Below are 25,008 nucleotides of genomic sequence, written 5' to 3'. Positions count from 1 at the left end.
GGCTTTCCTTCTGGGACTACCTCGGCGCCCGCCTCGAAATCACCAACGCCCCTCACGTCCCATACCTGCCCAACATCGTCAGCAGCCGCTCCGCAGCCTGACCGCCGCGACTTTTGCCCCTCTTACGGTTCGGCGATTCTATGAATCGCTCAAACGCTCTAACGAGGCAGGACGGTTGACCCCATCAGCGCCTCGTCGATCGAGCGCGCCGCTTGACGCCCCTCGCGGATCGCCCACACCACCAGCGACTGGCCGCGGCGAACGTCACCCGCCGCGTAGAGCCTGTCGACGCTGGTCTTGTAGTCGCGGTCGTTGGCCTCGACGTTCTTCGAGCGGCGGCTGTCGGTGACCACCTTTATCTCGCCGTCGAGCTCCTTCATCATGCTGTCACCCGCCGGACCGGCAAAGCCGATGGCGATGAAGGCGAGATCGGCGCGGATGACGAACTCTGTGCCGGCGATCGGCTTGCGCTTCTCGTCGACCTCGCAGCAGCGGACGCCGGTCAGTTGGCCGTCCTCGCCGATGAACTCAAGCGTCGCCACCTGGAACTCGCGTTCCGCGCCTTCGGCCTGCGAGGACGAGGTGCGCATCTTCGTCGCCCAGTACGGCCAGACGGCAAGCTTGTCTTCCTTCTCCGGCGGCTGCGGGCGGATGTCGAGCTGCGTCACACGCACCGCGCCCTGCCGGAAGGCGGTGCCGATGCAGTCGGAGGCGGTGTCGCCGCCGCCGACCACGACTACATGCTGGCCGCTGGCGATGATCGGATGCGAAGGCCAGGCCACCGATTGGATCGGCTCGCCGCCGACGCGGCGGTTCTGCTGCACCAGATAGGGCATGGCGTCGTAGACGCCACCGAGATCGTCGCCCGGAATGTTGGCCGGACGCGGCGTTTCGGAGCCGCCGCAATAGAGCACCGCGTCGTGTTCGGCGAGCAGTTCCGCAACCTTCTTGTCGACGCCGACATTGACGCCGCAATGGAAGGTCACGCCCTCGCCCTGCATCTGCTCGATACGGCGATCGATGTAATGCTTCTCGATCTTGAAATCGGGAATGCCGTAGCGCATCAGTCCGCCCGGCCGGCTCTCGCGCTCGTAGACATGCACGTCATGGCCGGCACGGCCGAGCTGCTGGGCGGCCGCCATGCCGGCCGGCCCGGAGCCGATTACGGCGACCCGCTTGCCGGTCTTCCTCTCCGGCGGATAGGGCCGGATATGGCCGGTCTCGTAGGCCTTGTCGGCGATCGCCTGCTCGACCGTCTTGATGGCGACCGGAATGTCCTCGAGGTTCAGCGTGCAGGCTTCCTCGCAAGGCGCCGGGCAGATGCGGCCGGTGAACTCGGGGAAATTGTTGGTCGAGTGCAGGTTGCGGATCGCGCTGTCCCAGTCGCCATTGTAGACGAGGTCGTTCCAGTCCGGGATCTGGTTGTGGATTGGGCAGCCGGTCGGCCCATGGCAGAACGGGATGCCGCAATCCATGCAGCGCGCGGCCTGTTTCTCGACTTCCTTGTCCGACATCGGCAGCGTGAACTCGCGGAAATGCCGGATGCGGTCGGAGGCCGGCTGGTACTTGTGCACCTGCCGGTCGATTTCGAGAAACCCTGTTACCTTGCCCATAGTCCAGTCCCTGCTGTCCGAAGGCGCGCTTTTGTCGGCGCACCCGTTAACCCCATAAGGCCGCCATGGCAACCGCAGTCCGGGGTCAGGATTGTTGGTGAGGATGGCGGCCGGAGACCATCTCCCCGGCCGTGCCCGAAGCCTATTCCGCCGCCACGCTCATGCGCATGCGTTCCATCTCGATCAGCGCGCGGCGATACTCGACCGGCATGATTTTCCGGAATTTCGGCCGGAAGCTCTGCCAGTTGTCGAGGATCTCGCGGCCGCGCACCGAACCCGTGTAATGGACGTGGTTCGAGATCAGCTGGTAGAGCCGCTCCTCATCGTGGCTGGTCATGTCGCCGGAGACGTCGACGCGGCCCTTGTGGTCGAGGTCGCCGCCGTGATGAAGCAGCTTCTCCATCAGGTCGTCCTCTTCCGGAACCGGCTCCAGCTCGACCATCGCCATGTTGCAGCGCTCGGCGAAATCGCCCTTCTCGTCCAGCACATAGGCGACGCCGCCCGACATGCCGGCGGCGAAGTTGCGCCCCGTTTTGCCGATGACGACAACGATGCCGCCGGTCATGTATTCGCAGCCATGATCGCCGACGCCTTCGACGACCGCCGCCACGCCGGAATTGCGCACGGCAAAACGCTCGCCGGCGACGCCGGCGAAATAGGCCTCGCCCTCGGTCGCGCCGTAGAGCACCGTGTTGCCGACGATGATCGAGTCGGCAGCGACGATCTTGGCCTCTTCCGGCGGGCGGATGACGATGCGGCCCCCCGACAGACCCTTGCCGACATAGTCGTTGCCGGCACCGACCAGGTCGAACGAGATGCCGCGCGCCAGGAACGCGCCGAACGACTGGCCGGCCGTGCCGGTGAGCTTGACGCTGATCGTGTCCTCGCGCAGCCCCTTGTGCTTGAAGCGCTTGGCCACTTCGCCCGACAGCATCGCGCCGGCCGAGCGATCGACATTGCGGATCGGTAGCTCGATGGTGACCGGCTGCTTGGCTTCGAGCGCCGGCTTCGCCAGCTCGATCAGCTTGCGGTCGAGCACGTCGTCGATCGGATGCTTCTGCCGTTCGGTCCAGTGCAGCGCCTCGTGCGGCGCATCCGGCTTGAAGAACATCTTCGAGAAGTCGAGCCCGCGCGCCTTCCAGTGCTGGATGACGTCGCGCTTTTCCAGCAGGTCAGTATCGCCGATGATCTGATCGAGATGGGTGAAGCCCATCTCGGCGAGCAGCGCGCGCACCTCTTCCGCCACGTAGAAGAAGAAGTTGATGACGTGCTCGGGCGTGCCCTTGAAGCGTTTGCGCAGCACCGGGTCCTGCGTCGCCACGCCGACCGGACAGGTGTTCAGGTGGCACTTGCGCATCATGATGCAGCCGGCCGCGATCAGCGGCGCGGTCGAGAAGCCGAACTCGTCGGCGCCGAGCAGCGCGCCGATGATGACGTCGCGCCCGGTGCGCAGGCCGCCGTCGACCTGCAGCGCAACGCGAGAGCGCAGGCCGTTGAGAACCAGCGTCTGGTGCGTTTCGGCCAAGCCCATTTCCCATGGGCTGCCGGCATGCTTGAGCGAGGTCAGCGGCGAGGCGCCGGTGCCGCCGTCATAGCCGGAGATGGTGATGTGGTCGGCGCGCGCCTTGGCGACGCCCGCCGCGACCGTGCCGACACCGACCTCCGACACCAGCTTAACCGAAACGTCGGCCGCCGGATTGACGTTCTTCAGGTCGTAGATCAGCTGCGCCAGATCCTCGATCGAATAGATGTCGTGATGCGGCGGCGGCGAGATCAGGCCGACGCCAGGGGTCGAGTGCCTGACCTTGGCGATGGTGGCATCGACCTTGTGTCCGGGCAGCTGGCCGCCTTCGCCGGGCTTGGCGCCTTGCGCCACCTTTATCTGCATGACGTCGGAATTGACCAGATATTCCGCCGTGACGCCGAACCGCCCGGAAGCGACCTGCTTGATCGCCGAGCGTTCCGGATTCTTGCCGCCGCCGGGCAGCGGCAGATAGCGGTCGGCCTCTTCGCCGCCCTCACCGGTGTTCGACTTGCCGCCGATCGCGTTCATGGCGCGCGCCAGCGTGGTGTGCGCTTCCCTGGAGATCGAGCCGAACGACATCGCTCCGGTCGAGAAGCGCTTGACGATCTCGGCCGCCGGCATGACGTCGTCGAGCGCGACCTTCTTGCGGCCGGTCTCCTCCGCCAGCTTGATCTTGAACAGGCCGCGGATGGTCTGGGCGCGCGCGGTCGCGCTGTCGATCTGCGCCGAATACTCCTTGAACGTGTCCCAGGAGCCCTGGCGCACGGCATGCTGCAAGGTGGCGACCGCGTCGGGCGACCACATATGCGCCTCGCCGCGCATGCGGAACATGTATTCGCCGCCGACCTCGAGGTTGTTGCGCAGCACCGGGTCGTTGCCGAAGGCGTCGGTGTGGCGGCTGAGCGTCTCGGTAGCGACCTCGTCCAGGCCGACGCCTTCGATTAGCGTCGCGGTGCCGGTGAAGTACTTCTCGACGAAGTCTGACTTCAGCCCGATGGCGTCGAAAATCTGCGCGCCGCAGTAGGACTGATAGGTCGAGATGCCCATCTTGGACATCACCTTGAGAATGCCCTTGCCGATCGACTTGATGTAGCGGGAGACGACTTCGTATGCGTCGACCTCTTCCGGCAGCTCGCCGCGCTTGTGCATGTCGAGCAGCGTGTCGAAGGCAAGATACGGATTGATCGCCTCGGCGCCATAGCCGGCGAGGCAGCAGAAATGGTGCACCTCGCGCGGCTCGCCGGATTCCACGACCAGCCCGACCGCGGTGCGCAGCCCCTTGCGGATCAAGTGATGGTGCACCGCCGCGGTGGCGAGAAGCACGGGAATGGCGATCCGGTCCGGCCCGACCTGGCGGTCGGAAAGGATGATGATGTTGTAGCCGCCGGCGACCGCCGCCTCGGCCCGCTCGCACAGCCGGTCGATGGCGCCCTGCATGCCGGCAGCGCCCTCGTTGGAGCCATAGGTGATGTCGATCGTCTTGGTGTCGAAACGATCCTCCGTATGGCCGATGGAGCGGATCTTCTCGAGATCGCCATTGGTCAGGATCGGCTGGCGCACCTCGAGCCGCTTGCGGCGCGACGTGCCGACCAGGTCGAAGATGTTCGGCCGCGGCCCGATGAAGGACACCAGGCTCATCACCAGTTCCTCGCGGATCGGATCGATCGGCGGGTTGGTGACTTGGGCGAAGTTCTGCTTGAAATAGGTGTAGAGCAGCTTCGACTTGTCCGACATCGCCGAGATCGGCGTGTCTGTACCCATCGAGCCGACCGCTTCCTGGCCGGTGGTGGCCATCGGCGCCATCAGGAGCTTGGTGTCTTCCTGCGTGTAGCCGAAGGCCTGCTGGCGGTCGAGCAGGCTGACATCCTTGCGCAGCGCGCGCGGTTCGACCGGCTTCAGATCTTCCAGGATAAGCTGCGTGTTGGCGAGCCAGGTCTTGTAGGGGTGCCTGGTCGCGATCTCCGACTTGATTTCCTCGTCGGAGATGATGCGGCCCTTGGCAAGGTCGATCAAAAGCATGCGGCCGGGCTGCAGCCGCCACTTCTGCACGATCTTTTCCTCCGGCACCTGCAGCACGCCGGCCTCGGAGGCCATGATCACGCGGTCGTCGTCGGTGACGATGTAGCGCGCTGGGCGCAGGCCGTTGCGGTCGAGCGTCGCGCCGATCTGGCGTCCATCGGTGAAGACGACCGCCGCGGGTCCATCCCACGGCTCCATCAGCGCGGCGTGGTACTCGTAGAAAGCCTTGCGGTCCTGATCCATGAGCTTGTTGCCGGCCCAGGCTTCCGGGATCAGCATCATCATGGCGTGGCTCAGGCTGTAGCCGCCCTGGAACAGGAACTCGAGCGCATTGTCGAAGCACGCGGTGTCGGACTGGCCTTCATAGGAGATCGGCCACAGCTTCGAGATGTTGTTGCCGAACAGTTCGGAATCGACCGAGGCCTGGCGCGCCGCCATCCAGTTGTTGTTGCCGCGCACGGTGTTGATCTCGCCGTTATGCGCGACCATGCGGTAGGGATGGGCCAGCTTCCACGACGGGAAGGTGTTGGTCGAAAAGCGCTGGTGGACCAGGATCAGCGCGGTCTCGAAGCGCGGGTCTGACAGGTCCCTGTAGTAGGCGCCCACCTGATAGGCGAGGAACATGCCCTTGTAGACGATGGTGCGCGCCGACAGCGACACGCAATAGGCGCCGATGTCCTTGTTGTCGTTCTCGGCGTAGATGCGGCCCGAGATCACCTTGCGCAGCAGGTAGAGCCTGGCCTCATACTCCTCGTCATCGGTGATATCGGGCGTGCGGCCGATGAACACCTGGCGGTGGAATGGCTCGGAGGCGACGATGTCGGGCGCCTTCGACAGCGACGAATTGTCGACCGGCACATCGCGGAAGCCGATGAGCGGCAGCCCTTCCGATTGCGCCGATTCGGCGATGATGTCCTCGATATGGGCGCGAAGCGCTGCGTCCTGCGGCATGAACCAGTGGCCGACGCCGTACTGGCCGGCGGGCGGCAGTTCGACGCCCTTGGCCGCCATCTCCTCGCGGAAGAAGCGATCCGGAATCTGCGCCAGCACACCGGCGCCGTCGCCGACCAGCGGGTCGGCGCCGACGGCGCCGCGATGGGTGAGGTTTTCCAGCATCGCCAGGCCGTCCTCGACGATCTGGTGCGACTTCACGCCCTTCATGTTGGCGATGAAGCCGACGCCGCAGGCGTCATGCTCGTTGCGCGGATCGTAGAGCCCTTGGGCGGTCGGACCGGTGGCGGTGCGGGCCAACGTTTTGACGGCTGCCGCTTTCGTCTGCGCGGCCTGGCCGTTGATCGCAGATGGCGTCAGTTCCGTCATCGTCCTGTCCTCCGTTCCGCGCCCTGTCGCTGCTTTGGCTTGGGGCGCTGGTTTGCCTTGGGAAGCACAACGCTTCCCCTTGATCCTTGCTGCACGTCTCGCGAAATTCTTGCCGAACCATGCGGCCATACGCCCGGTTCGCATCCGGTATCGTACAGGCCAGAGCGGAGCCGTCTACCCGCCGCTCGCGACAATGGCCGGAATGGCAGCGATGATACGCCAGTCCAGCCTGTTTTGTGCGACAAAATAAGACAGCACTACTGTCCTAAATTTTATATGACAGAATTCAGGAGCTGGCACAAGACCGATTCACAAAAATCTTGGCCACCCCGCGACACAAAATTTCGTGACGAGATCGAGAAACGTAAGCTTCGGTCGCAGCCAGATATGGCCGCCGACTGGCTTCACCGCTTTGCCAAGGATTGGCCCTTGCGCTTCGGGCGCCGAAGCAGTCAAGTCGCGCCCGCTTTCGGCAATCACCATACGGACCTCTCGATGTTCTTTGCATCCGACAACTGGGCGGGCGTCCATCCCGACATATCGACCAACCTGTCCCGGCACGCGACCGGCATCGCGACCGCCTATGGCGACGGCGACCTGGACCGGGCTGTATACCGCCGCTTCAGCGAGATCTTCGAACGGGACGTTCAAGTCTTCTTCGTCGCGACCGGCACGGCAGCCAACGCGCTCTCGATGGCGGCGCTGAACCGCATCGGGGGCATCGCGCTTTGCCATTCAGAAGCGCATATGAATGTCGATGAATTCGGCGCGGCGGGTTTCTACACCGGCGGCGCGCGCATGGCGCCTGTTCGTGGCCCCCTGGGGCGCATCAACCCGCATGCCCTGGACAAGGCCATCAAACGCTTTTCGCAGGACCTCGCGCCTGCCGGCCAGCCGATGGCCGTGACGATCACGCAGGCAACCGAGGTTGGCACGGTCTACACCGTCGACGACGTCAAGGCGATTGCAGAGGTCAGCCGCGGGCACAAACTGCCGCTGCATATGGACGGCGCGCGCTTCGCCAATGCGATCGCGGCAACTGGCGTCACTCCTGCTGAAATGACCTGGAAGAGCGGCGTCGACCTCATCTCCTTCGGCGCCACCAAGAACGGCTGCTGGATGGCCGACGCGGTAGTGGTCCTGAACCCCGATGTCGGCGGCGACCTGCGCCTGCTTCGCCAGCGCGCCGCGCAGACTTTTTCCAAGGCGCGCTTCATCTCGGCCCAGTTCGAAGCCTATCTCAACGATGACCTGTGGCTGAGGATGGCGCACCATGCCAATGCGATGGCCGCACATCTGGCCGAGACGATCGAGGACGCGCCGGCGGGTAGGCTCGCCTGGCTGCCGCAGGCCAACGAAGTGTTCGCTATCCTTGACCGCGCCGTCGCCGAAAGGCTGCAGGCCGCCGGCGCCAAATTCTATGAATGGGGCGTCCCGCAGGGCTTTGACGGCCACCTCGGCGACAATGAAGCGATTTACCGTTTCGTCGCCAGCTTCGCGACCACGACCGAGGAGATCGATCGCCTCGGCGCCCTGCTCGCCGGACGCTGACAAAAAAGCGGCGCCTCTCGGCGCCGCTTTCGTCTCGGGAGGGAGACGTATCGATTGGAGCCCGCGGGTTACGCGGCAGCCTTGGCCTCGATCTGCCTGGCCTTGTCCGAAGACGAGGTGATCGCGATCTTGCGCGGCTTGAGCTCCTCGGGAATGTTGCGCTTGAGGTCGACGAAGAGCAGGCCGTTCTTCAGCGTGGCGCCCTCGACCTCGACATGGTCGGCGAGCTGGAAGCGGCGCTCAAAAGCTCGCGAGGCAATGCCGCGATAGAGCAGCTCGGAACCCTCGCCATTGCCATCTTCCTTGCGCTCACCCTTGACGGTCAGCACATTGCGGTGCGCCTCGATCGAGATCTCGTCTTCCGAGAAGCCGGCAACCGCCATCGAGATGCGGTAGGCGTTCTCGCCGGTGCGCTCGATATTGTAGGGCGGATAGGTCTGCGCGCTCTCGGGCTGGCCGAGCGTATCGAGCATGGTGAACAGCCGGTCGAAGCCGACGGTCGAACGATAAAGCGGGGAAAAATCAACGTGACGCATGGTGTGTTCTCCTATTGAGCAACATGATTTGCGTATGGCCCGGGTGCGAAACCCTCGAAAGGCGTCCCGGATAGGCCAGCGGCCCCGACATCGGCGGCCGCAACTTCCATTTGGGAAGCGCAACAGGCCATTTCAAGAACTTCCCACCATCAAGTTCGCTTCCCGATGAACGCCAGATGAACCGGAGCTTCGGCATCCGTTCAGCCTGGCCCCGCTAGGCTGCAGCCAAGAATACGGACATGCGGCGCCGATCGGTGCGCCGCGACGAGGCCGAACCGGGTGCAACGTCCCTTCCTCCCGGGTCGACAGAGGCCGGAAGCACGCCGCAGGCGCTTCCGGCCTTCCCCGTTTCAGGAGACCGCGCAATTTCCGGAATGCCTTTGCTTTTGCCAAATGGCCGTCTATCACCTTGGCAACGCCTGGCCCGTTCGGGCAAAAGAACACTCAGCGAAGCGCCGGATGACGGACCTTTTCCACTACACCGAAGGCAATCCGTGGCCTGAGCATGCCGCCGGCGGCTTTTTCACCACCAGCGACGGCAAGAAGATCCGCTACGGCGTCTTCGCCGCGGTCTCCCGCCCGCTGCAGGGTACGGTGGTGCTGCTCACCGGCCGTAACGAGTGCATCGAGAAATATTTCGAGACCATCCGCAATCTCGCCGACCGCGGCTTCGGCGTCGCCACCTTCGACTGGCGCGGCCAGGGCGATTCCAGCCGCCTGCTGCGCAACAGGCAGCGCGGCTATGTCCGCAGCTTCCGCGACTATACCCGCGACCTTGAGCAGTTTTTCGAGGAGATCGTGCTGCCGGATTGCCGCGGCCCCTACTACATCCTCGCCCATTCGACCGGGGCGGTGATCGCACTGCTTTCCTCGCCATCGATGGTCAACCGGGTGCGGCGTATGGTCCTGATAGCGCCCTTCCTGGCCGTGCCCGACCTGCCGGTTTCGATAACCACGGTCCGGCGCGTCTGCGCGGTGTTCTGCGCCTTGGGACTCGGCCGCCTCTATGCGGCCCTGGGGCCGCGGCCGAAATTGCCGACGCCCTTCGAGGCCAACAAGGTGACCTCGGATCCGGAGCGCTACCGGCGCAACACGGACATCTATAAGGCCTGGCCGCAGCTCGCGCTCGGCGGCCCGACCATCCGCTGGCTGAAAGCAGCCGCCGAGGCCTCCGAGGCGGTCAGCGATCCCGACTTCATGGCTGGGATCAAGGTGCCGATGCTGATTGTCGCCGCCGGCGCCGACCAGGTCGTCTCGACCAAGCAGGTGGAGGCTTACGCCAGGCGGCTGCGCGTCGGATCGCTGCTGATGATCGACGGCGCGCATCACGAGATCCTGCAGGAGAAGGACCTCTACCGCGAGCAGTTCCTCGCGGCCTTCGATGCTTTTGTTCCGGGAACCGACGACACTCCCTGATCACGACACCCCCTGACCACAACGACTGTCAGGGCGCTGCGGATCAGCCGCGCAGCGCCGCCATCGCCGCGGCGTGCAGTTCCGGTGTCGCCGCCGCCAGTATGTCGCCGCCCTTTTCCGCCGGACCGCCCTCGAAGGTGGTGACGACACCGCCCGCCTTCTCGATGATCGGAATCAGCGCCACGATGTCGTAGGGCTTCAAGCCGGGATCGGCGACGATGTCGACGCTTCCCGCGGCGACCATCGCGAAGGCGTAGCAGTCGGTGCCGTAGCGGGCGAGCTGTACCTGTTTCTCAAACGCGTCGTAGCGGTTGCGCGCCTCGCCCTTGAACAGCGCCGGCGTGGTGGTGAACAACGTCGCCTGCGAAAGCTCCGTCGTCTTGCGGGTCGTGAGTTTGCGCGGGCCGCCCGGACCTTCGTAATGCGATCCGGAGGCATTGGCGTAGAACAGCTCGCCGGTGAAGGGTTGCGACATCAGGCCGGCGACGGCGTCGCCGTCGACCGTCAGCCCGACCAGCGTTCCCCAGACCGGCAGGCCGGAAATGAAGGCGCGTGTGCCGTCGATCGGGTCGATGACCCAGACATGCCGGCTCGAAATATTCTCGCTGCCATGCTCTTCGCCCAGAATGCCGTGACCGGGGTATTCCGCCGAAATGAGCGCCCGGATCGCCCGCTCGGCCTCACGGTCGGCCTCCGTCACCGGATCGAAGCTTTCCGCCTGCTTGTTGGCCACCGCGCCCTGGCTGCGGAAGCGCGGCAAGGTCTCTGCGGCGGCGGCACGCGCGATGCGCCGCATGAAATCGATGCTGATATCCAAACTCATTCTCCCCATTGCGGCGGCCATCGGCAGCCGCTGTTTTCCGCCGGAACAGAGGCGTGAAGCAGGGTCAGACGCCCCGTTCCTGTTGCCTCAAAGTCACACCGCAGGCTTCGAAACGGAATTTCCACATCATATTGAATTAAAAATCCCCGAAGTCGATTGACATTTGTGCATCGCACAATAGTTTTGTTCTCGGACAGCTTATCCTGTCCATGCCCTCCTTGGGCGTTTCCTCCCTAGACTTCGACCGTGTCGTGAAAGCGATGCGGTCTTTTTTTGGGCCGCGAACCGCAGCGTGGCCGTCATTCCGCGGCGAGCGGCAGATCGACGAAATGATGGTCGGGCATGGACATCAGATCGGCCGAAAACCGCGTCAGGTCATCGGCCAGCGCGTCGAAGCCGGCCGACTTCTGGAACGTCCGTTCGTTCATGTAGAGCCCGCGATTGACCTCGATCTGCAGCGCATGGAGATGGCGCGCCGGCCGCCCGTAATGCTCAGTGATGAAGCCGCCAGCATATGGCTTGTTGTGCGCGACCGCGTAGCCCATGCCCGTTAGCAGGCCGATCGCCGTCTCGGTGAGAGCGGCGGTCGCGGAAATGCCGAAGCGGTCGCCGATGATGAAATCCGGCCGCGTGCCGTTGTCGCCGATACGGATGCTGGCCGGCATCGAATGGCAGTCGATCAGCACGGCATAGCCGAACCTGGCATGGGTCCTGGTCAAGAGCCGCTTCAGCGTCTCGTGATACGGTTTGTAGACGGCTTCTATGCGTCCCACGGCCTCGGAGAGCGGCAGTCGTCCAGGATAGATGTCGAGCCCCTCTCCCACCAGTTTCGGCACGGTCCCAAGCCCGCCCGCGACGCGGGCAGAACGGATGTTGCAGAAGGACGGCACCGGCTCCGCGAACATGCGCGGATCGAGCTCCCACGGCTCGCGGTTGACGTCGAGATAGGCGCGCGGAAAATTCGCCGCCAGCATCGGCGCGCCGAGCGCGACGGCACCGCCAAAAAGCTCGTCGACATAGCAATCCTCGGACCGGCGTATGGCGTTGCGGTCGAGCCGCGCCATGGCCAGGAAGCGCTCGGGATAGTAGCGGCCGCTATGCGGCGAATTGAACAGGAAAGGGACGCGTTGCTCGGCGCCCGATCGGATTTCGAAGGGTGGTACGACCGAAAAATCCTCGGCTGCCGTCTTCAATTTGAACGAACCAGGAAACAGCACTGCATCATGATGCAAAACTGCCATCTTGCGCCCGGCATGTCCAGCATTTCAGCCCCCGTGAAACGGCTGCGCGAAGTGGCAGCCACCAGACCAACGTTCACTTGATGTTTACCGTCTCTTCCTCATATACAGGATGGTTAACGGCTTTGCCCGGCGGCAGGCTTGGGGCGGGTGATTCGGACGGGACAAGATGGCACGCATTCTGCTGGCGGAAGACGACGACGATATGCGCCGGTTCCTCGTCAAGGCGCTGGAACGGGCCGGCTACCAGGTAAGCGATTTCGACAACGGCGCCAGCGCCTATGAGCGGCTGCGCGAGGAGCCTTTCTCGCTGCTTCTGACCGACATCGTCATGCCCGAGATGGACGGCATCGAGCTTGCCCGCCGCGCCACCGAAATTGATCCGGACCTAAAGGTGATGTTCATCACCGGCTTCGCCGCCGTCGCGCTCAATCCCGATTCCAAGGCGCCCAAGGACGCCAAGGTGCTGTCGAAACCGTTCCATCTGCGCGACCTCGTCAACGAGGTCGAGAAGATGCTGCAGGCAGCCTGAGCGGTCTTTCATCCAGGCATCGGCGCATGTCGTCGGTGCGGCAAAACGGAGCTTTCTTTTCTTGTTCCTGCTATTGACGCGTCGGACCAAAAATGGTGTATGCGCGGCTTCGGATGGGCGTGTAGCTCAGCGGGAGAGCACTGCATTGACATTGCAGGGGTCACAAGTTCAATCCTTGTCACGCCCACCATCCTTTCAAATCTAAGGCGATACGGCAGTGGGCACTCGGGCTTCGCTGCCGCGAATCCCCCTACTGCCCCACTCCCTTATTGAATCATTGCGGCGTCGGATCGGGCGAATGACCAGGATTGCCGCCGCCCTTGCCTTGATGGCAGGGCGCACCCGTACCGCAGCACTTGCAGTGATAGGTGACGTTAGGCTTGAGATTGTCGCAATCCCTCGTGGTTGCGGTCTTGCAGCCGGCCAGGGCCGAAACCGCCATTGCCGCGACAAGGACATATCTTGAAATACTGAGCATGAGGCGTTCTCCTTGAACCTCGTTTCTTGACGCAGCGCTTGGTCGCGCCTCGCGCGGAATGGTTCAAAGGGAACGAGAGATTTTTTGCCGGCCGCTCAAGCACCGGCTGCAGGAGTCGCAAGGCGTGTCCAGTCAGACACCTGCGACCGCGCAGAGGGCTTTCATCCTGGCGACGGCGAGTTCGGGGTGGGCCAGCAATCCTGCCTGATCGGCGAGGCGAAATACGTCGGCGTAATGGCAGATGCCGCGCGCCGACTGCATGCCGCCGACCATGGCGAAATGATCCTGGTGGCCGTTCAGCCAGGCCATGAAGACGATGCCGGCCTTGTAATATTCGGTCGGGGCCTCGAAGATCTTGCGCGACAGCGGCACGGTCGGCGTCATCAGCGCGTCATAGCCGGCCCGGTCGCCCACGCCGAGCCTGGCCAGCGCGGCGTTCGCCACCGGCGCGATGGCGTCGAAGATGCCGAGCAGCGCGTGCGAATGCCGCCTGCCGTCGCCGGCGATCAGTTCGGGATAGTTGAAGTCGTCGCCGGTGAACATGATGACGCCCTCGGGTAGGCGGTCGCGCAGCGTGACCTCCTTGCCGGCGTCCAGCAGCGATATCTTTATCCCTTCGACCTTGCTGGCGTGGCGTTCGATGATCGCGACGACCGTGTCGAGCGCCGGCTCGAAATCCCGGCTGCCCCAATAGCCCTTGAGCGCCGGGTCGAACATGTCGCCCAGCCAGTGCAGGATCACCTTGCCGGAGGCCTGCGACAGGATGCGGTCGTAGACGCGGGCATAGTCGTCCGGCCCTTTGGCCACCGCCGCCAGCGCACGGCTCGCCATCATGATCGCCTTGCCGCCCTCGCCTTCGATGAAGGCGAACTGCTCCTCATAGGCATAGATCACGTCGTCCACCGTCCTTGCCGCCGCCGGCGCCAAATGGTCGGTGCCGGCGCCCGAAGCGAGATCGGCACCGTTCACTGTCCGCGCCTCGGCGATCGAGCGGCGGATCAGGTCCCTGGCGCTTGCCCAGTCGAAACCCATGCCGCGTTGCGAGGTGTCCATCGCTTCGGCGATGCGGAAGCCGAGCCGCCACAGATGATGGCGAAACGCCATGGTCTTGTCCCAGTCGACCGCAGCCTGAGACCAGGGATCGGTCATGGCGAAGGGGTTGGCGACGACATGGGCGGCGGCATAGGCGACGCGCGGAAAATCCGCGCCGATGACAGGCTGCACCGGTTGGCCGACCAGCCGATAGCCGACACGCTCGCCATTCTCCGCAGGCAGGATGATGTCCATGGAGCTCTCCTTTTGCGGCAGCCTATAAATGGAACGTTCCAATAAATCAAGGACCTTTATGATTCCGGCACCTGAAGCGATTCAATACCGCACCGCAGCGACAAACCCCTTACAATTTGAGGATCAGCGATCAATTTTTCCTATTCCACGAGAATCCTGGTTGACTCCTGTTTGATGCAATGTTTAGAACGTTCCAATAGATTTGAGCGCCGGACGCGGAGGAAAGCACGGATATGGCCAGCCGGGCCAAGGCAACGATCCTGGACATTGCCCGCGAGGCCGGCGTGTCCAAATCAACGGTATCGCTCGTGCTGCAAGGCAGCGGGCTGATCCGGCCCGAGACCGCGGTCAAGGTGCGCAAGGCGATCGAGGATGTCGGCTATGTCTACAACCGTGGCGCCGCCAACCTGCGCAAGGCGCATTCCAACGTCATCGGCATGGTGATCAACGATCTCACCAATCCCTTCTTCGCGGAACTCGCGGTCGGCATGGAGCGTGTCTTCCAGGCCGCCGGCATCGTCCCCTTCATCGCCAACACGGCAGAAAATCCGGTCCGCCAGGAGGAGGTGCTGAAGTCGCTGATGGAGCAGGGCGTCGCCGGCCTGATCGTCTCGCCGGCGCGCGGCACCACGCCCGGCGCCTTCCGGCGCATCGAAGCAGCGGGCGTGCCGGTGGTCTTCGCCATGCGCCGGCTGCCCGAGAGCCGGATCCCGGCGATCGCCCCCGACAACCATCGTGGCGCGTACCTCGCCACCCAGCATCTGATCGCCAAGGGGCATCGCCGGCTGGCCTTCTTCGGCGGCTCGTCCGACCTGGTGGTCTATCACGACAGGCTGGGCGGCTTCCTTGAAGCCTGCGAAAGCCTTGGCATAGCTGCCGCATACCGGACCATCGTCGAGGGCGAGACCAGTCGCAAGGGCGGTATGGCATGCCTGGAGACGGCCCTCGCCGCCCCCGAACCGCCGACGGCAGCCCTTTGCTTCAACGATGCCGTCGCCTTCGGCGTCATGCTGGCATTGCGCAAGCGCGGTCTCGAGGCGGGATCGGATTTCGCGGTGGTCGGCTTCGACGATGTGGTCGAGGCCGAGCACTACATCCCTGCACTGACCAGCGTCGCCGTCGACACCGCGGGCCTCGGCGAACGCGCCGCCCACGTGATGCTGAAGATGATCCAGTCGCGAACCACGCGCGCCGAGGACCATGTCGGCGCGGTCAGCCTCGTGGTCAGGGAAAGCTGCGGCCCGGATCGCAACAGGCACGGCGCCGGAATGGGAGACGCGGCATGAGCGTGAGATGGGGCCTGATCGGCGCGAGCACGATCGCCAAGCAGTTCATGACCAACGCCATCCGCGCTCAAGGCGACGGCGAGGTCGCCGCCGTGATGAGCTCCAGCGCGGAACGCGCCGAAGCCTATGCCCGGGAAAACGGCATTCCGGCCGGCGTCTCGACGCTCGACGCGCTGCTTAGCGATGACATTGACGCGGTCTACATCTCGACCACCAATGAATTGCACCTCGAACAGGGGCTCGCCGCGATCAAGGCTGGCAAGCATGTGCTGTGCGAGAAGCCGCTGGCGCTGACCAGTGCCGATGCCCGCAAGATGGTTGCGGCGGCCGGCGACGCCGGCATCGTGTTCGGCACCAACCACCATCTGCGCAATGCCGGCGCGCACCGGGCGATGCGGGAGGCGATCGCCGCCGGCCGCATCGGCAAGCCGGTCGCGGCGCGCGTGTTCCATTCCGTCTACCTGCCGGAGAACCTGCAGGGCTGGCGCATCACCAGGCCCGAAGCCGGCGGCGGCGTGGTGCTCGACATCACCGTGCATGACGCCGACACGCTGCGCTTCGTGCTCGGCGACGATCCGGTCGAGATCTCCGCCTTCACGCAGTCGGCCGGTATGGCCGGCGGCGGGCTGGAGGACGGCGCCATGTGCATCTGGCGCTTCAAGTCGGGTGCCATCGCGCAATCGCACGAAGGCTTCACCACCAAATTCGCCGGCACCGGCTTCGAGGTGCATGGAACGGAAGGCTCGCTCATCGCTACCAATGTGATGACGCAGAAGCCGGTCGGGTCCGTGCTGCTGCGCACCGCCGCGGGTGAAGAAGAACTGAGCTTCGACCGAGAGGATCTCTACACCCGCTCGCTGCGCCAGTTCCATGCAGCGATTCGCGGCGAAGGCCGGCCTTCCGCCACCGGCGAGGACGGCATCTGGTCGCTGGCATCTGCCGAGGCCGCGCTGCAATCGTCGAAGACCGGCAGGGCCGTGACCATCGATCCACAACTCGGGAGCCTCGCGTGAGCAAGCTCGTCTCGGCGGCCCATGCCGCCAGCCTGATCAGGGACGGCGTGGTCGTCTCGGTGTCGTCGTCGAGCGGCCTCGGCTGCCCCGACGCCGTGCTTGCCGCGATCGGCGAGCGCTTCGACGCGGAGGGCCATCCGAAGGCGATCACCACGCTGCACCCGATCGCGGCCGGCGACATGTACGGCATCAAGGGCATCGACCATCTGGCGAAGCCGGGCCTGCTGAAGCGCACGCTCTGCGGCTCCTACCCCTCCGGCCCCTCCTCCGCCGAGCCGCCGCAGATCTGGAAGATGATCGGCGACAATTCGGTCGCTGCCTATAACGTGCCCTCCGGCATCCTGTTCGACATGCATCGCGAGGCTGCCGCCAAGCGGCCGGGCGTGCTGACCAAGGTCGGCCTCGACACTTTCGCCGACCCGCGCCACCAGGGCTGCGCCATGAACGCCGCCGCCAGCGAGCCGATCGTTTCGGTTGAGCAGTTCGACGGTGAGGAGTGGCTCTATTTCCGCGCCATCGTGCCCAACATCTCGATCATCCGCGCGACTTCCTCCGACGAGCGCGGCAACCTCACCTACGAGCATGAGGGCGCCTATCTCGGCGGCCTGGAACAGGCCTTGGCTGCCCGCAACAATGGCGGCATCGTTATCGCGCAGGTGAAGCGCGTCGTCGAGAACGGCACGCTGAAGCCGCACGATGTGCGCGTGCCCGGGGTGCTGGTCGACCATATCGTGGTGGCGCCCGACCAGTTGCAGACGACACAGACGCCTTACGACCCGGCGATCTCCGGCGAGATCTTCCGGCCGCTGTCCACCTTCCGCACGCCGGAGATGAACATCCAGAAGGTGATCGCCCGCCGCGTCGCCATGGAATTGCGCGACGGCATGGCCGTCAACATCGGCTTCGGCATCTCGGCCAACGTGCCGCGCATCCTTCTCGAGGAAGGCCAACACGGCAAGGTCACCTGGGTGATCGAGCAGGGCGCGGTCGGCGGTGTGCCGCTGCTCGACTTCAAGTTCGGCTGCGCCTCCAACGCCGAGGCGATCATGCCCTCGCCGCATCAGTTCATCTATTTCCAGGCCGGCGGCTTCGACGCCTCGCTGCTTTCCTTCCTGCAGATCGACCGCCACGGCTCGGTCAACGTCTCGAAGCTTTCGGCGCGGCCGCATGTCACCGCCGGCGCCGGCGGCTTCGTCGACATCACCGCGCGGGCGAAGAAGATCGTCTTCTCCGGCTTCTTCAACGCCGGCGCCAAGCTCTCGCTGGCCGAAGGCGGCATCCGCATCGACCAGGAAGGCAAGGTGAAAAAGGTTGTCGAGGAGGTCGAGCACATCTCCTTCTCGGGCAAGCGCGCCGTCGCGCAGGGCCAGGACATCACCTATGTCACCGAGCGCTGCGTGATGAAGCTGACGCCCGACGGCCTGATGGTCACGGAGTTGGCACCCGGCATCGATCTAGACCGCGACGTGCTGGCGCAGGCCGAGATCCCGCTCGCCGTCGCCAACGACATCAAGGTGACACCGGACGCGCTCTACCACGACAGGCCGATCGGCCTGTCGCTCAACGGCGGCGCCTCACTTGGAGGCGCGCATGGCTGAGCGTCTCGTCACTTTCGAAAAGGACGGCGCGATCGGCGTCGTCACCCTGCGGCGGCCGGAAAAATTCAACGCGCTCGACATCCCGATGCTGCGCGCGCTCGAAGCGGCGCTTGACGAGGCGGAACTGGCCGAGGGCGTTCGCGTCGTGCTCATCCGCGGCGAAGGCAAGGGCTTCTGCGCCGGCGGCGACGTCGAGGCCTGGGCCCAATTGAGCGCCGCCGATTTCCAGGTGCAATGGGTCCGCTACGGCCACCGCGTCTTCGATCGGCTGGCGCGGCTTCGGCAGCCGACCATCGCCGTGCTCTCCGGCCATGCGCTGGGCGGCGGACTGGAACTGGCCGCGGCCTGCGATTTCCGCGTCGCCGAAACCCAGATCAAGCTCGGCTTTCCAGAGACGTCGATCGGTGTCGTGCCCGGCTGGTCCGGCACACAGCGCGCCGTGCGCCGTTTCGGCGCGCAGGCGGTGCGCCGCATGGCCATCGGTGGCGAGGTTTTGCTGGCAGACGACGCGCTTGCTCTCGGCGTGGTCGACCGCGTCGTCGAGACCGGCAAGGCATACGATGAAGCAAGGGCCTGGGGCGAAAAGATCGCCGAGCGGGGCCCGCTCGCGACTGAAACCGCCAAGCTGATGATCGGCATTGCCGAAGGCGAGGAAGACGCCGCCGCGACCGACGCGCTCGCCAGCGGCTTCATTGCGTTGACCGGCGACCTCAAGGCCGGCGTCGACGCCTTCAAGGCCAAGCGGAAGCCGGCCTTTTCGAGATCCTAGAGAAAGCACGATGAACGCACCCCTCAACATTGCCATGCCGGTCGAGGCGTCCCAGGCTCCGAAGAGCTACAAGCTTCTGATCGACGGCAAGCATGTCGATGCCCGCGACGGCCGCACCATCGAGCGCAGCAGCCCCGGTCACGGTTTTGCCGTTTCGCGCTACGCCCAGGCAGGCGCCGCTGAAGTGGAAGCCGCGGTGCAGGCCGCGCACAAGGCCTTCGAGACCGGTCCCTGGCCGCGGATGAAGGCGTCCGAGCGCGCCGCGGTGCTGCTCAAGGCGGCCGACCTGATCGAAACCCGGCTGGAGGAGATCGCCCGGCTCGACGCGCTGGAATCCGGCAAGCCCATCGCCCAGGCGCGCGGCGAGATCGGCGGCGCCGTCGACATCTGGCGCTATGCCGCCTCGCTTGCCCGCACGCTCTGCGGCGAGAGCTACGCCAATCTCGGCGATGCCATGCTTGGCGCAGTGCTGCGCGAGCCGATCGGCGTCGTCTCGATCATCACGCCGTGGAACTTTCCGTTCCTGATCATCAGCCAGAAACTGCCCTTCGCGCTCGCCGCCGGCTGCACGGCGGTGGTCAAGCCGAGCGAGATGACCTCGGCCTCGACCTTCGTGCTCGGCGACATCCTGCTCGAGGCAGGATTGCCGGCCGGCGTCGTCAACATCCTCGCCGGTCTTGGCGCCGATGTCGGCGCGCCGATGGTCAGCCATCCGCTCGTCGAGATGGTGTCCTTCACCGGCTCGACTCGCGTCGGCAAGATGACCATGGCCGCCGCCTCGAATTCCTTGAAGAAGGTCTCGATGGAGCTCGGCGGCAAGAACGGCCAGATCGTCTTCCCCGACGCCGACCTCGAAGCGGCGGCCGATGCCGCGGTGTTCGGCGGCTTCTTTAACGCCGGCGAATGCTGCAACGCCGGCAGCCGTCTGATCGTGCACGAGGCGATCGCCGACGACTTTCTCGGCACGGTCAAGGCGCTGGCCGAGAAGGTCAGGGTTGGCGACCCGCTCGACGACCGCACCAAGGTCGGGGCCATGATCTCGGCCGATCACATGGCAAAGGTAGCCAGCTATGTGACTGCCGCGAAAACCGACGGCGGCAGCGTCTACAGCGGCGGCGGGCAGTTGGCCTCCAACGCCGGCCAGTATCTCGATCCGACCATCGTCCGCAACGTCACCGAGAACATGGCCATTGCCCGCGAGGAAGTGTTCGGGCCGGTGCTGTCCGTGCTCACTTTTGAATCGATTGAAAAGGCATTGCACATCGCCAACGACACGCCCTATGGTCTGTCTGCGGGTGTGTGGAGCGCCAGCATCGACACATGCATGTCGGTGGCGCGTGGTGTGCGTTCGGGGACGGTTTGGGTGAACACGTTCATGGAAGGTTATCCCGAACTGCCTTTCGGCGGCTACAAGCAGTCCGGTCTCGGACGCGAACTCGGCAAACGCGCCGTTGAGGATTATACCGAGGAAAAGACTATCCAGTTTCATCGCGGCCAGCGCACCGGATGGTGGGTCGGCTGAGTTGGGAGACGCCGGCGGACATCCGCCGGTGACGTGAATGCAACAAGGGAGGTAGTACATGTTGCGCAAACTGCTTATCGGAACGGCTCTTGCGACGAGCTTTGCGTTCTCAGCGCATGCCGCGGACGTCAAGGAAGTGCAGATGCTGCATTGGTGGACGTCGGGCGGCGAGGCGGCCGCTCTGAACGTGCTGAAGCAGGATCTGGCCAAGGAAGGCTATGCCTGGAAGGATGTGCCGGTGGCCGGCGGCGGCGGCGATGCCGCGATGACCGCGCTGAAGGCGATGGTCGCGGCCGGCAACTATCCGACCGCCTCGCAGATGCTCGGCTACACCGTGCTCGACTATGCCGCCGCCGGCGTCATGGGCGACCTGACCGAAACCGCCAAGAAGGAAGGCTGGGACAAGTCGGTTCCGGCCGCCCTGCAAAAATTCTCCGTCTATGACGGCAAATGGGTCGCGGCTCCGGTCAACGTCCACTCCGTCAACTGGCTGTGGATCAACAAGGCGGTGATGGACAAGATCGGCGGCACCGAGCCGAAGACCTTCGACGAGTTCATCGCCCTGCTCGACAAGGCCAAGGCCGCTGGCGTCATCCCGCTCGCCCTCGGCGGCCAGAACTGGCAGGAAGCCACCATGTTCGACTCCGTCGTGCTGTCGACCGGCGGACCTGAGTTCTACAAGAAGGCGATGAACGACCTCGATGATGAGTCGCTCAAGTCCGACACGATGAAGAAGTCGTTCGACAACCTCGCCAAGCTCGTCACCTATGTCGACCCGAACTTCTCGGGCCGCGACTGGAATCTCGCCACCGCCATGGTCATCAAGGGCGATGCGCTGGTTCAGGTCATGGGCGACTGGGCCAAGGGCGAATTCCACGCCGCCAACAAGACCCCGGGCACCGACTTCCTGTGCTATCGCTTCCCGGGCACCGACGGCACCGTGGTCTACAACTCCGACATGTTCGGCATGTTCAACGTTCCGGACGATCGCAAGGCCGCCCAGGTTGCACTTGCCACCGCCACGCTTTCGAAGAGCTTCCAGTCGGCCTTCAACGTCGTCAAGGGCTCGGTTCCGGCCCGCACCGACGTGCCGGACACCGACTTCGACGCCTGCGGTAAGAAGGGCATCGCCGACCTGAAGAAAGCCAATGAAGGCGGCACGCTGTTCGGCTCGCTGGCCCAGGGCTATGGCGCGCCTCCGGCTGTCGCCAACGCCTACAAGGACGTCATCTCGAAATTCGTCCACGGTCAGATCAAGACCTCGGACGAAGCCGTGACCGAGCTGGTCAAGGCAATCGACGACGCCAAGTAAGGCGTTTTGCCGTAAACTCGAGTCTCCCCCGCTTCGGCGGGGGAGGTCTCCTGTAGAGACGATATCCGGGATTTGCCTGGCGTGTCCGCGCGCCGGCCGATTCCGCTAACCGGTACTGGATGAGCCGATGAGCACAGTTGCCGAAACCACCGCCAAGCTGACACCGGAGCACGACACCCGTCCTGGCGCGTCCGTCCGCTCGCGATTGCAGGATCTGCTGCCGAAGATCGTTCTAGCGCCGAGTTTCGCGGCGACGATCGTCTTCGTCTACGGCTTCATCCTGTGGACGATCTATCTGTCGTTCACCAACTCCAAGACCTTCCCGTCCTACGACATTACCGGCGCCCGCGCCTATCAGCGGCTGTGGCGCTGGACCTTCGAGAGCGATCCGCCGTCGAGCTGGTACACCTCGATCACCAACATGGGAATTTTCGGCTTCCTCTATATCCTGATCTGCCTGGCGCTCGGCCTGTTCCTGGCCATCCTGCTCGACCAGAAGATCCGCGGCGAAGGCATGTTGCGGCCGATCTACCTTTATCCGATGGCACTGTCCTTCATCGTCACCGGCGTCGCCTGGAAGTGGTTCCTCGACCCCGGCCTCGGCCTCGAGCAGACGCTGCATCAATGGGGCTGGACGAGCTTCCATTTCGACTGGATCAAGAACAAGGATTTCGTCATCTACACGGTGGTGATCGCCGGCGTCTGGCAGGCTTCCGGCTTCATCATGGCGATGTTCCTGGCCGGGTTGCGCGGCATCGACGGCGAGATCATGAAGGCGGCGCAGATCGACGGCGCCACCACCTTCCAGCTCTATCGCCGCATCGTCATTCCGCTGTTGAGGCCGGTGTTCCTGTCGGCCTTCATCGTGCTCGCCCACCTGGCCATCAAGTCCTATGACCTGGTGGTAGCGCTGACCAGCGGCGGGCCGGGCGGCTCTGCCTGGCTGCCGTCGAACTTCATGTACGAGTTCACCTTCAAGCGCAACGAGATGGCGGTCGGCTCGGCCAGCGCGGTGATCATGCTGATGACGCTGACCGCGATCATCGTGCCTTACCTCTATTCCGAGCTCAGGGAGAAGCCGCGATGAGCGCGATCACCTCACCTGCCCGCCAGGCCTCGAGCGGCATCAGCGCGAGGACGATCAACCGCATCGTCATCTACGGGCTGCTTGCGCTGTTCGCGCTGTTCTATCTGATGCCGCTCTTCGTCATGCTGGTCACTTCGTTCAAGACCATGGACGAGATCCAGAACGGCAACATGCTATCGCTGCCGCAGTCGCCGACCATCGCGCCATGGTTCAAGGCCTGGGGCGAAACCTGCGTCGGCCTCACCTGCGCCGGCATCAAGGGCTACTTCTGGAACTCCATCAAGATGGTGGTTCCGGCGGTGCTGATCTCGACGCTGCTCGGAGCGCTGAACGGCTACGTGCTGACCAAATGGCGCTTCCGCGGCCACACGCTGGTCTTCGCGATGATGCTGTTTGCCTGCTTCATCCCGTTCCAGTCGGTGCTGTTGCCGATGGCGACAATCCTCGGCAGCATCGGCCGCTTCGGCGCCACCCTGCAGAACGCGACCGGGTTCAACTTCGGCCTCGGCAACTCGACGGTGAACCTCGTCTTCGTCCACGTGGTCTATGGCCTCGGCTTCACCACGCTGTTCTTCCGCAACTATTACGAGGCCTTCCCGACCGAGCTGATCAAGGCGGCGCAGGTCGACGGCGCATCCTTCTTCCAGATTTTCCGCCGCATCATGCTGCCGAATTCGATGCCGATCTTCGTCGTCACCGTCATCTACCAGTTCACCAACATCTGGAACGACTTCCTGTTCGCTTCCGCCTACGCCGGCACCGGCGACGTGATGCCGATGACGGTCGCGCTGAACAATGTCGTCAACACCTCGACCGGCGTCGTCGAATACAACGTCAACATGGCCGCGGCGATGATTGCCGCGCTCCCCACCCTGATCGTCTACGTCGTCGCCGGCCGCTATTTCGTGCGCGGGCTGATGGCTGGCGCGGTCAAGGGCTGACCCTATTTTCTGAAGGAACGACCATGGCTTTTCTGGAAATTGATGGGCTGAAGAAGCGCTTCGGGAATGTCGAGATCCTGAAGGGCATCAACGTCGAGCTCGAAAAGGGCGGCTTCCTCGTGCTGGTCGGTCCGTCCGGCTGCGGCAAGTCCACGCTGCTCAACACCATCGCCGGGCTGGAGACCATCACCGATGGCGAGATCCGCGTCGACGGCCGCGCGATCAACGATCTGCATCCGTCGAAGCGCGACATCGCCATGGTCTTCCAGAGCTACGCGCTCTACCCGAACATGACGGTGGCCGGAAACATCGCCTTTGGCATGGAGATGCGCGGCGTGCCGGCGGCCGAGCGGCAGGCTGCCATCGACAAGGTGGCCAAGATCCTGCAGATCGGCCACCTCCTGCAGCGCAAGCCCAGCCAGCTCTCCGGCGGCCAGCGCCAGCGTGTCGCCATGGGCCGCGCGCTGGTGCGCGACCCGAAACTGTTCCTGTTCGACGAGCCGCTTTCCAACCTCGACGCCAAATTGCGCGTCGACATGCGCATCGAGATCAAGCGCCTGCATGCCACGACGGGCACGACGATCGTCTATGTCACCCACGACCAGATCGAGGCGATGACGCTGGCGACCAAGATCGCCGTGATGCGCGATGGCGAGGTGCAGCAGTTCGGCACGCCTGCCGAAGTCTACAACAACCCGACCAACGTCTTCGTCGCCGACTTCATGGGCTCGCCCGCGATGAACCTGATCCCGGCCAAGATCGGCGCCAATGGCAGCGGGCTGTCCGTCGTTCTCGATCGCGAAGCGCGCCAGCCGATCACGCTGTCGCTGCCCGGCGCGCCGGCCGGCCTTGCGGCGTTCAAGGACAAGCAGGTCATCTTCGGCGTCCGCCCGGAGGCGCTGACCGATCCGGAAGGCGCGGAGCGCAACGGATCCGAGATCGCCACAGCCGACTGCCACATCGAGGTGGTCGAGCCGGCGGGATCGGACACCTTCGCCGTCACCAATCTCGGTGGCAAGGGTGTGGTGGCGCGGCTGCGCGCCGATGCCAGGATCCAGCCCGGCACCAGCACGCCGCTGGCCTTCAATTTGAGCAAGGCAGTGTTTTTCGACCCGGCGACCGAGAAGCGCATTCTCTGACGG

General features: G+C 64.4%; 20 protein-coding genes and 1 tRNA gene. 14 read left to right on the top strand and 7 right to left on the bottom strand.

The features are described 5' to 3' along the window. Nucleotides 1-158: 158 nt before the first annotated feature. Nucleotides 159-1,613: a glutamate synthase subunit beta gene (locus EN853_RS25705; protein WP_127859230.1), complete on the bottom strand. Its 1,455-nt coding sequence runs from the start codon at nucleotides 1,611-1,613 to the stop codon at nucleotides 159-161. A 142-nt stretch (nucleotides 1,614-1,755) separates the two neighbouring features. Continuing rightward, on the bottom strand, nucleotides 1,756-6,477 hold the full coding sequence (gene gltB, locus EN853_RS25700) for a glutamate synthase large subunit (RefSeq protein ID WP_127859231.1): 4,722 nt from the start codon (nucleotides 6,475-6,477) through the stop codon (nucleotides 1,756-1,758). Nucleotides 6,478-6,972: 495 nt separating this feature from the next. Here gltB and EN853_RS25695 point away from each other — a divergent pair, with 495 nt between their 5' ends. Beyond that, nucleotides 6,973-8,028, top strand: coding sequence for a low specificity L-threonine aldolase (locus EN853_RS25695; protein WP_127859232.1), 1,056 nt, complete (start codon nucleotides 6,973-6,975; stop codon nucleotides 8,026-8,028). 68 nt (nucleotides 8,029-8,096) lie between these two features. Here the strand turns inward: EN853_RS25695 and EN853_RS25690 are convergent, their stop codons facing one another. Then, entirely contained in the window at nucleotides 8,097-8,564 is a 468-nt protein-coding gene (locus EN853_RS25690; protein WP_127859233.1) for an Hsp20 family protein, read from the bottom strand. 459 nt (nucleotides 8,565-9,023) lie between these two features. On the opposite strand from EN853_RS25690, the gene EN853_RS25685 reads away from it, so the two are divergent. Continuing rightward, entirely contained in the window at nucleotides 9,024-9,980 is a 957-nt protein-coding gene (locus EN853_RS25685) for an alpha/beta hydrolase (RefSeq protein ID WP_127859234.1), read from the top strand. A 43-nt stretch (nucleotides 9,981-10,023) separates the two neighbouring features. Here the strand turns inward: EN853_RS25685 and hisN are convergent, their stop codons facing one another. Then, the gene (hisN, locus tag EN853_RS25680) at nucleotides 10,024-10,797 is read right to left on the bottom strand and encodes a histidinol-phosphatase (RefSeq protein WP_127859235.1); all 774 of its coding nucleotides are present in this window, start codon (nucleotides 10,795-10,797) and stop codon (nucleotides 10,024-10,026) included. Here hisN and EN853_RS25675 point away from each other — a divergent pair. Further along, complete coding sequence (locus EN853_RS25675; protein WP_127859236.1) at nucleotides 10,775-10,963, top strand: hypothetical protein; 189 nt, start codon at nucleotides 10,775-10,777, stop codon at nucleotides 10,961-10,963. The two genes, hisN and EN853_RS25675, sit on opposite strands and share 23 nt — an antisense overlap. 139 nt (nucleotides 10,964-11,102) lie before the next feature. Here EN853_RS25675 and EN853_RS25670 read toward each other — a convergent pair whose 3' ends face one another. Then, on the bottom strand, nucleotides 11,103-12,044 hold the full coding sequence (locus EN853_RS25670; RefSeq protein ID WP_127859237.1) for an N-formylglutamate amidohydrolase: 942 nt from the start codon (nucleotides 12,042-12,044) through the stop codon (nucleotides 11,103-11,105). Nucleotides 12,045-12,210: 166 nt separating this feature from the next. On the opposite strand from EN853_RS25670, the gene EN853_RS25665 reads away from it, so the two are divergent. Next, nucleotides 12,211-12,573, top strand: a complete 363-nt coding sequence (locus tag EN853_RS25665) for a response regulator (protein ID WP_006199474.1) — start codon at nucleotides 12,211-12,213, stop codon at nucleotides 12,571-12,573. Between the two features lie 115 nt (nucleotides 12,574-12,688). Further along, nucleotides 12,689-12,763: transfer RNA gene (locus EN853_RS25660), tRNA-Val, on the top strand. An 84-nt stretch (nucleotides 12,764-12,847) separates the two neighbouring features. Here the strand turns inward: EN853_RS25660 and EN853_RS25655 are convergent. Beyond that, nucleotides 12,848-13,051, bottom strand: coding sequence for a hypothetical protein (locus tag EN853_RS25655; RefSeq protein ID WP_127859238.1), 204 nt, complete (start codon nucleotides 13,049-13,051; stop codon nucleotides 12,848-12,850). Nucleotides 13,052-13,183: 132 nt separating this feature from the next. After that, a complete protein-coding gene (locus tag EN853_RS25650) occupies nucleotides 13,184-14,338 on the bottom strand; it encodes a dihydrodipicolinate synthase family protein (protein ID WP_127859239.1) in 1,155 nt (384 codons plus the stop codon). 233 nt (nucleotides 14,339-14,571) lie between these two features. On the opposite strand from EN853_RS25650, the gene EN853_RS25645 reads away from it, so the two are divergent. From EN853_RS25645 to EN853_RS25605, 9 genes are all read left to right on the top strand, one after another. After that, a complete protein-coding gene (locus EN853_RS25645) occupies nucleotides 14,572-15,624 on the top strand; it encodes a LacI family DNA-binding transcriptional regulator (RefSeq protein WP_127859240.1) in 1,053 nt (350 codons plus the stop codon). After that, complete coding sequence (locus tag EN853_RS25640; protein ID WP_127859241.1) at nucleotides 15,621-16,637, top strand: Gfo/Idh/MocA family oxidoreductase; 1,017 nt, start codon at nucleotides 15,621-15,623, stop codon at nucleotides 16,635-16,637. Before EN853_RS25645 ends, EN853_RS25640 begins: the two co-directional genes overlap by 4 nt. Further along, on the top strand, nucleotides 16,634-18,235 hold the full coding sequence (locus tag EN853_RS25635; RefSeq protein WP_127859242.1) for an acyl CoA:acetate/3-ketoacid CoA transferase: 1,602 nt from the start codon (nucleotides 16,634-16,636) through the stop codon (nucleotides 18,233-18,235). The genes EN853_RS25640 and EN853_RS25635 overlap by 4 nt, the downstream gene beginning before the upstream one ends. Then, the gene (locus EN853_RS25630) at nucleotides 18,228-19,004 is read left to right on the top strand and encodes an enoyl-CoA hydratase/isomerase family protein (RefSeq protein WP_127859243.1); all 777 of its coding nucleotides are present in this window, start codon (nucleotides 18,228-18,230) and stop codon (nucleotides 19,002-19,004) included. Before EN853_RS25635 ends, EN853_RS25630 begins: the two co-directional genes overlap by 8 nt. Before the next feature lie 10 nt (nucleotides 19,005-19,014). Further along, nucleotides 19,015-20,526, top strand: coding sequence for an aldehyde dehydrogenase family protein (locus EN853_RS25625; RefSeq protein ID WP_127859244.1), 1,512 nt, complete (start codon nucleotides 19,015-19,017; stop codon nucleotides 20,524-20,526). Nucleotides 20,527-20,584: 58 nt separating this feature from the next. Further along, nucleotides 20,585-21,838 (top strand): ABC transporter substrate-binding protein, encoded by a 1,254-nt coding sequence (locus EN853_RS25620; protein WP_127859245.1) that lies wholly within the window; start codon nucleotides 20,585-20,587, stop codon nucleotides 21,836-21,838. 127 nt (nucleotides 21,839-21,965) lie between these two features. Next, nucleotides 21,966-22,925: a sugar ABC transporter permease gene (locus EN853_RS25615; RefSeq protein WP_127859246.1), complete on the top strand. Its 960-nt coding sequence runs from the start codon at nucleotides 21,966-21,968 to the stop codon at nucleotides 22,923-22,925. Further along, complete coding sequence (locus tag EN853_RS25610) at nucleotides 22,922-23,866, top strand: carbohydrate ABC transporter permease (protein WP_127859247.1); 945 nt, start codon at nucleotides 22,922-22,924, stop codon at nucleotides 23,864-23,866. The genes EN853_RS25615 and EN853_RS25610 overlap by 4 nt, the downstream gene beginning before the upstream one ends. 23 nt (nucleotides 23,867-23,889) lie before the next feature. Beyond that, complete coding sequence (locus EN853_RS25605) at nucleotides 23,890-25,005, top strand: ABC transporter ATP-binding protein (protein WP_127859248.1); 1,116 nt, start codon at nucleotides 23,890-23,892, stop codon at nucleotides 25,003-25,005. Nucleotides 25,006-25,008 lie beyond the last annotated feature (3 nt).

This window comes from Mesorhizobium sp. M1C.F.Ca.ET.210.01.1.1 (assembly GCF_004791585.1).
Classification (GTDB): Bacteria; Pseudomonadota; Alphaproteobacteria; order Rhizobiales; family Rhizobiaceae; genus Mesorhizobium.
This window is presented reverse-complemented; position numbering and strand designations above follow the sequence as displayed.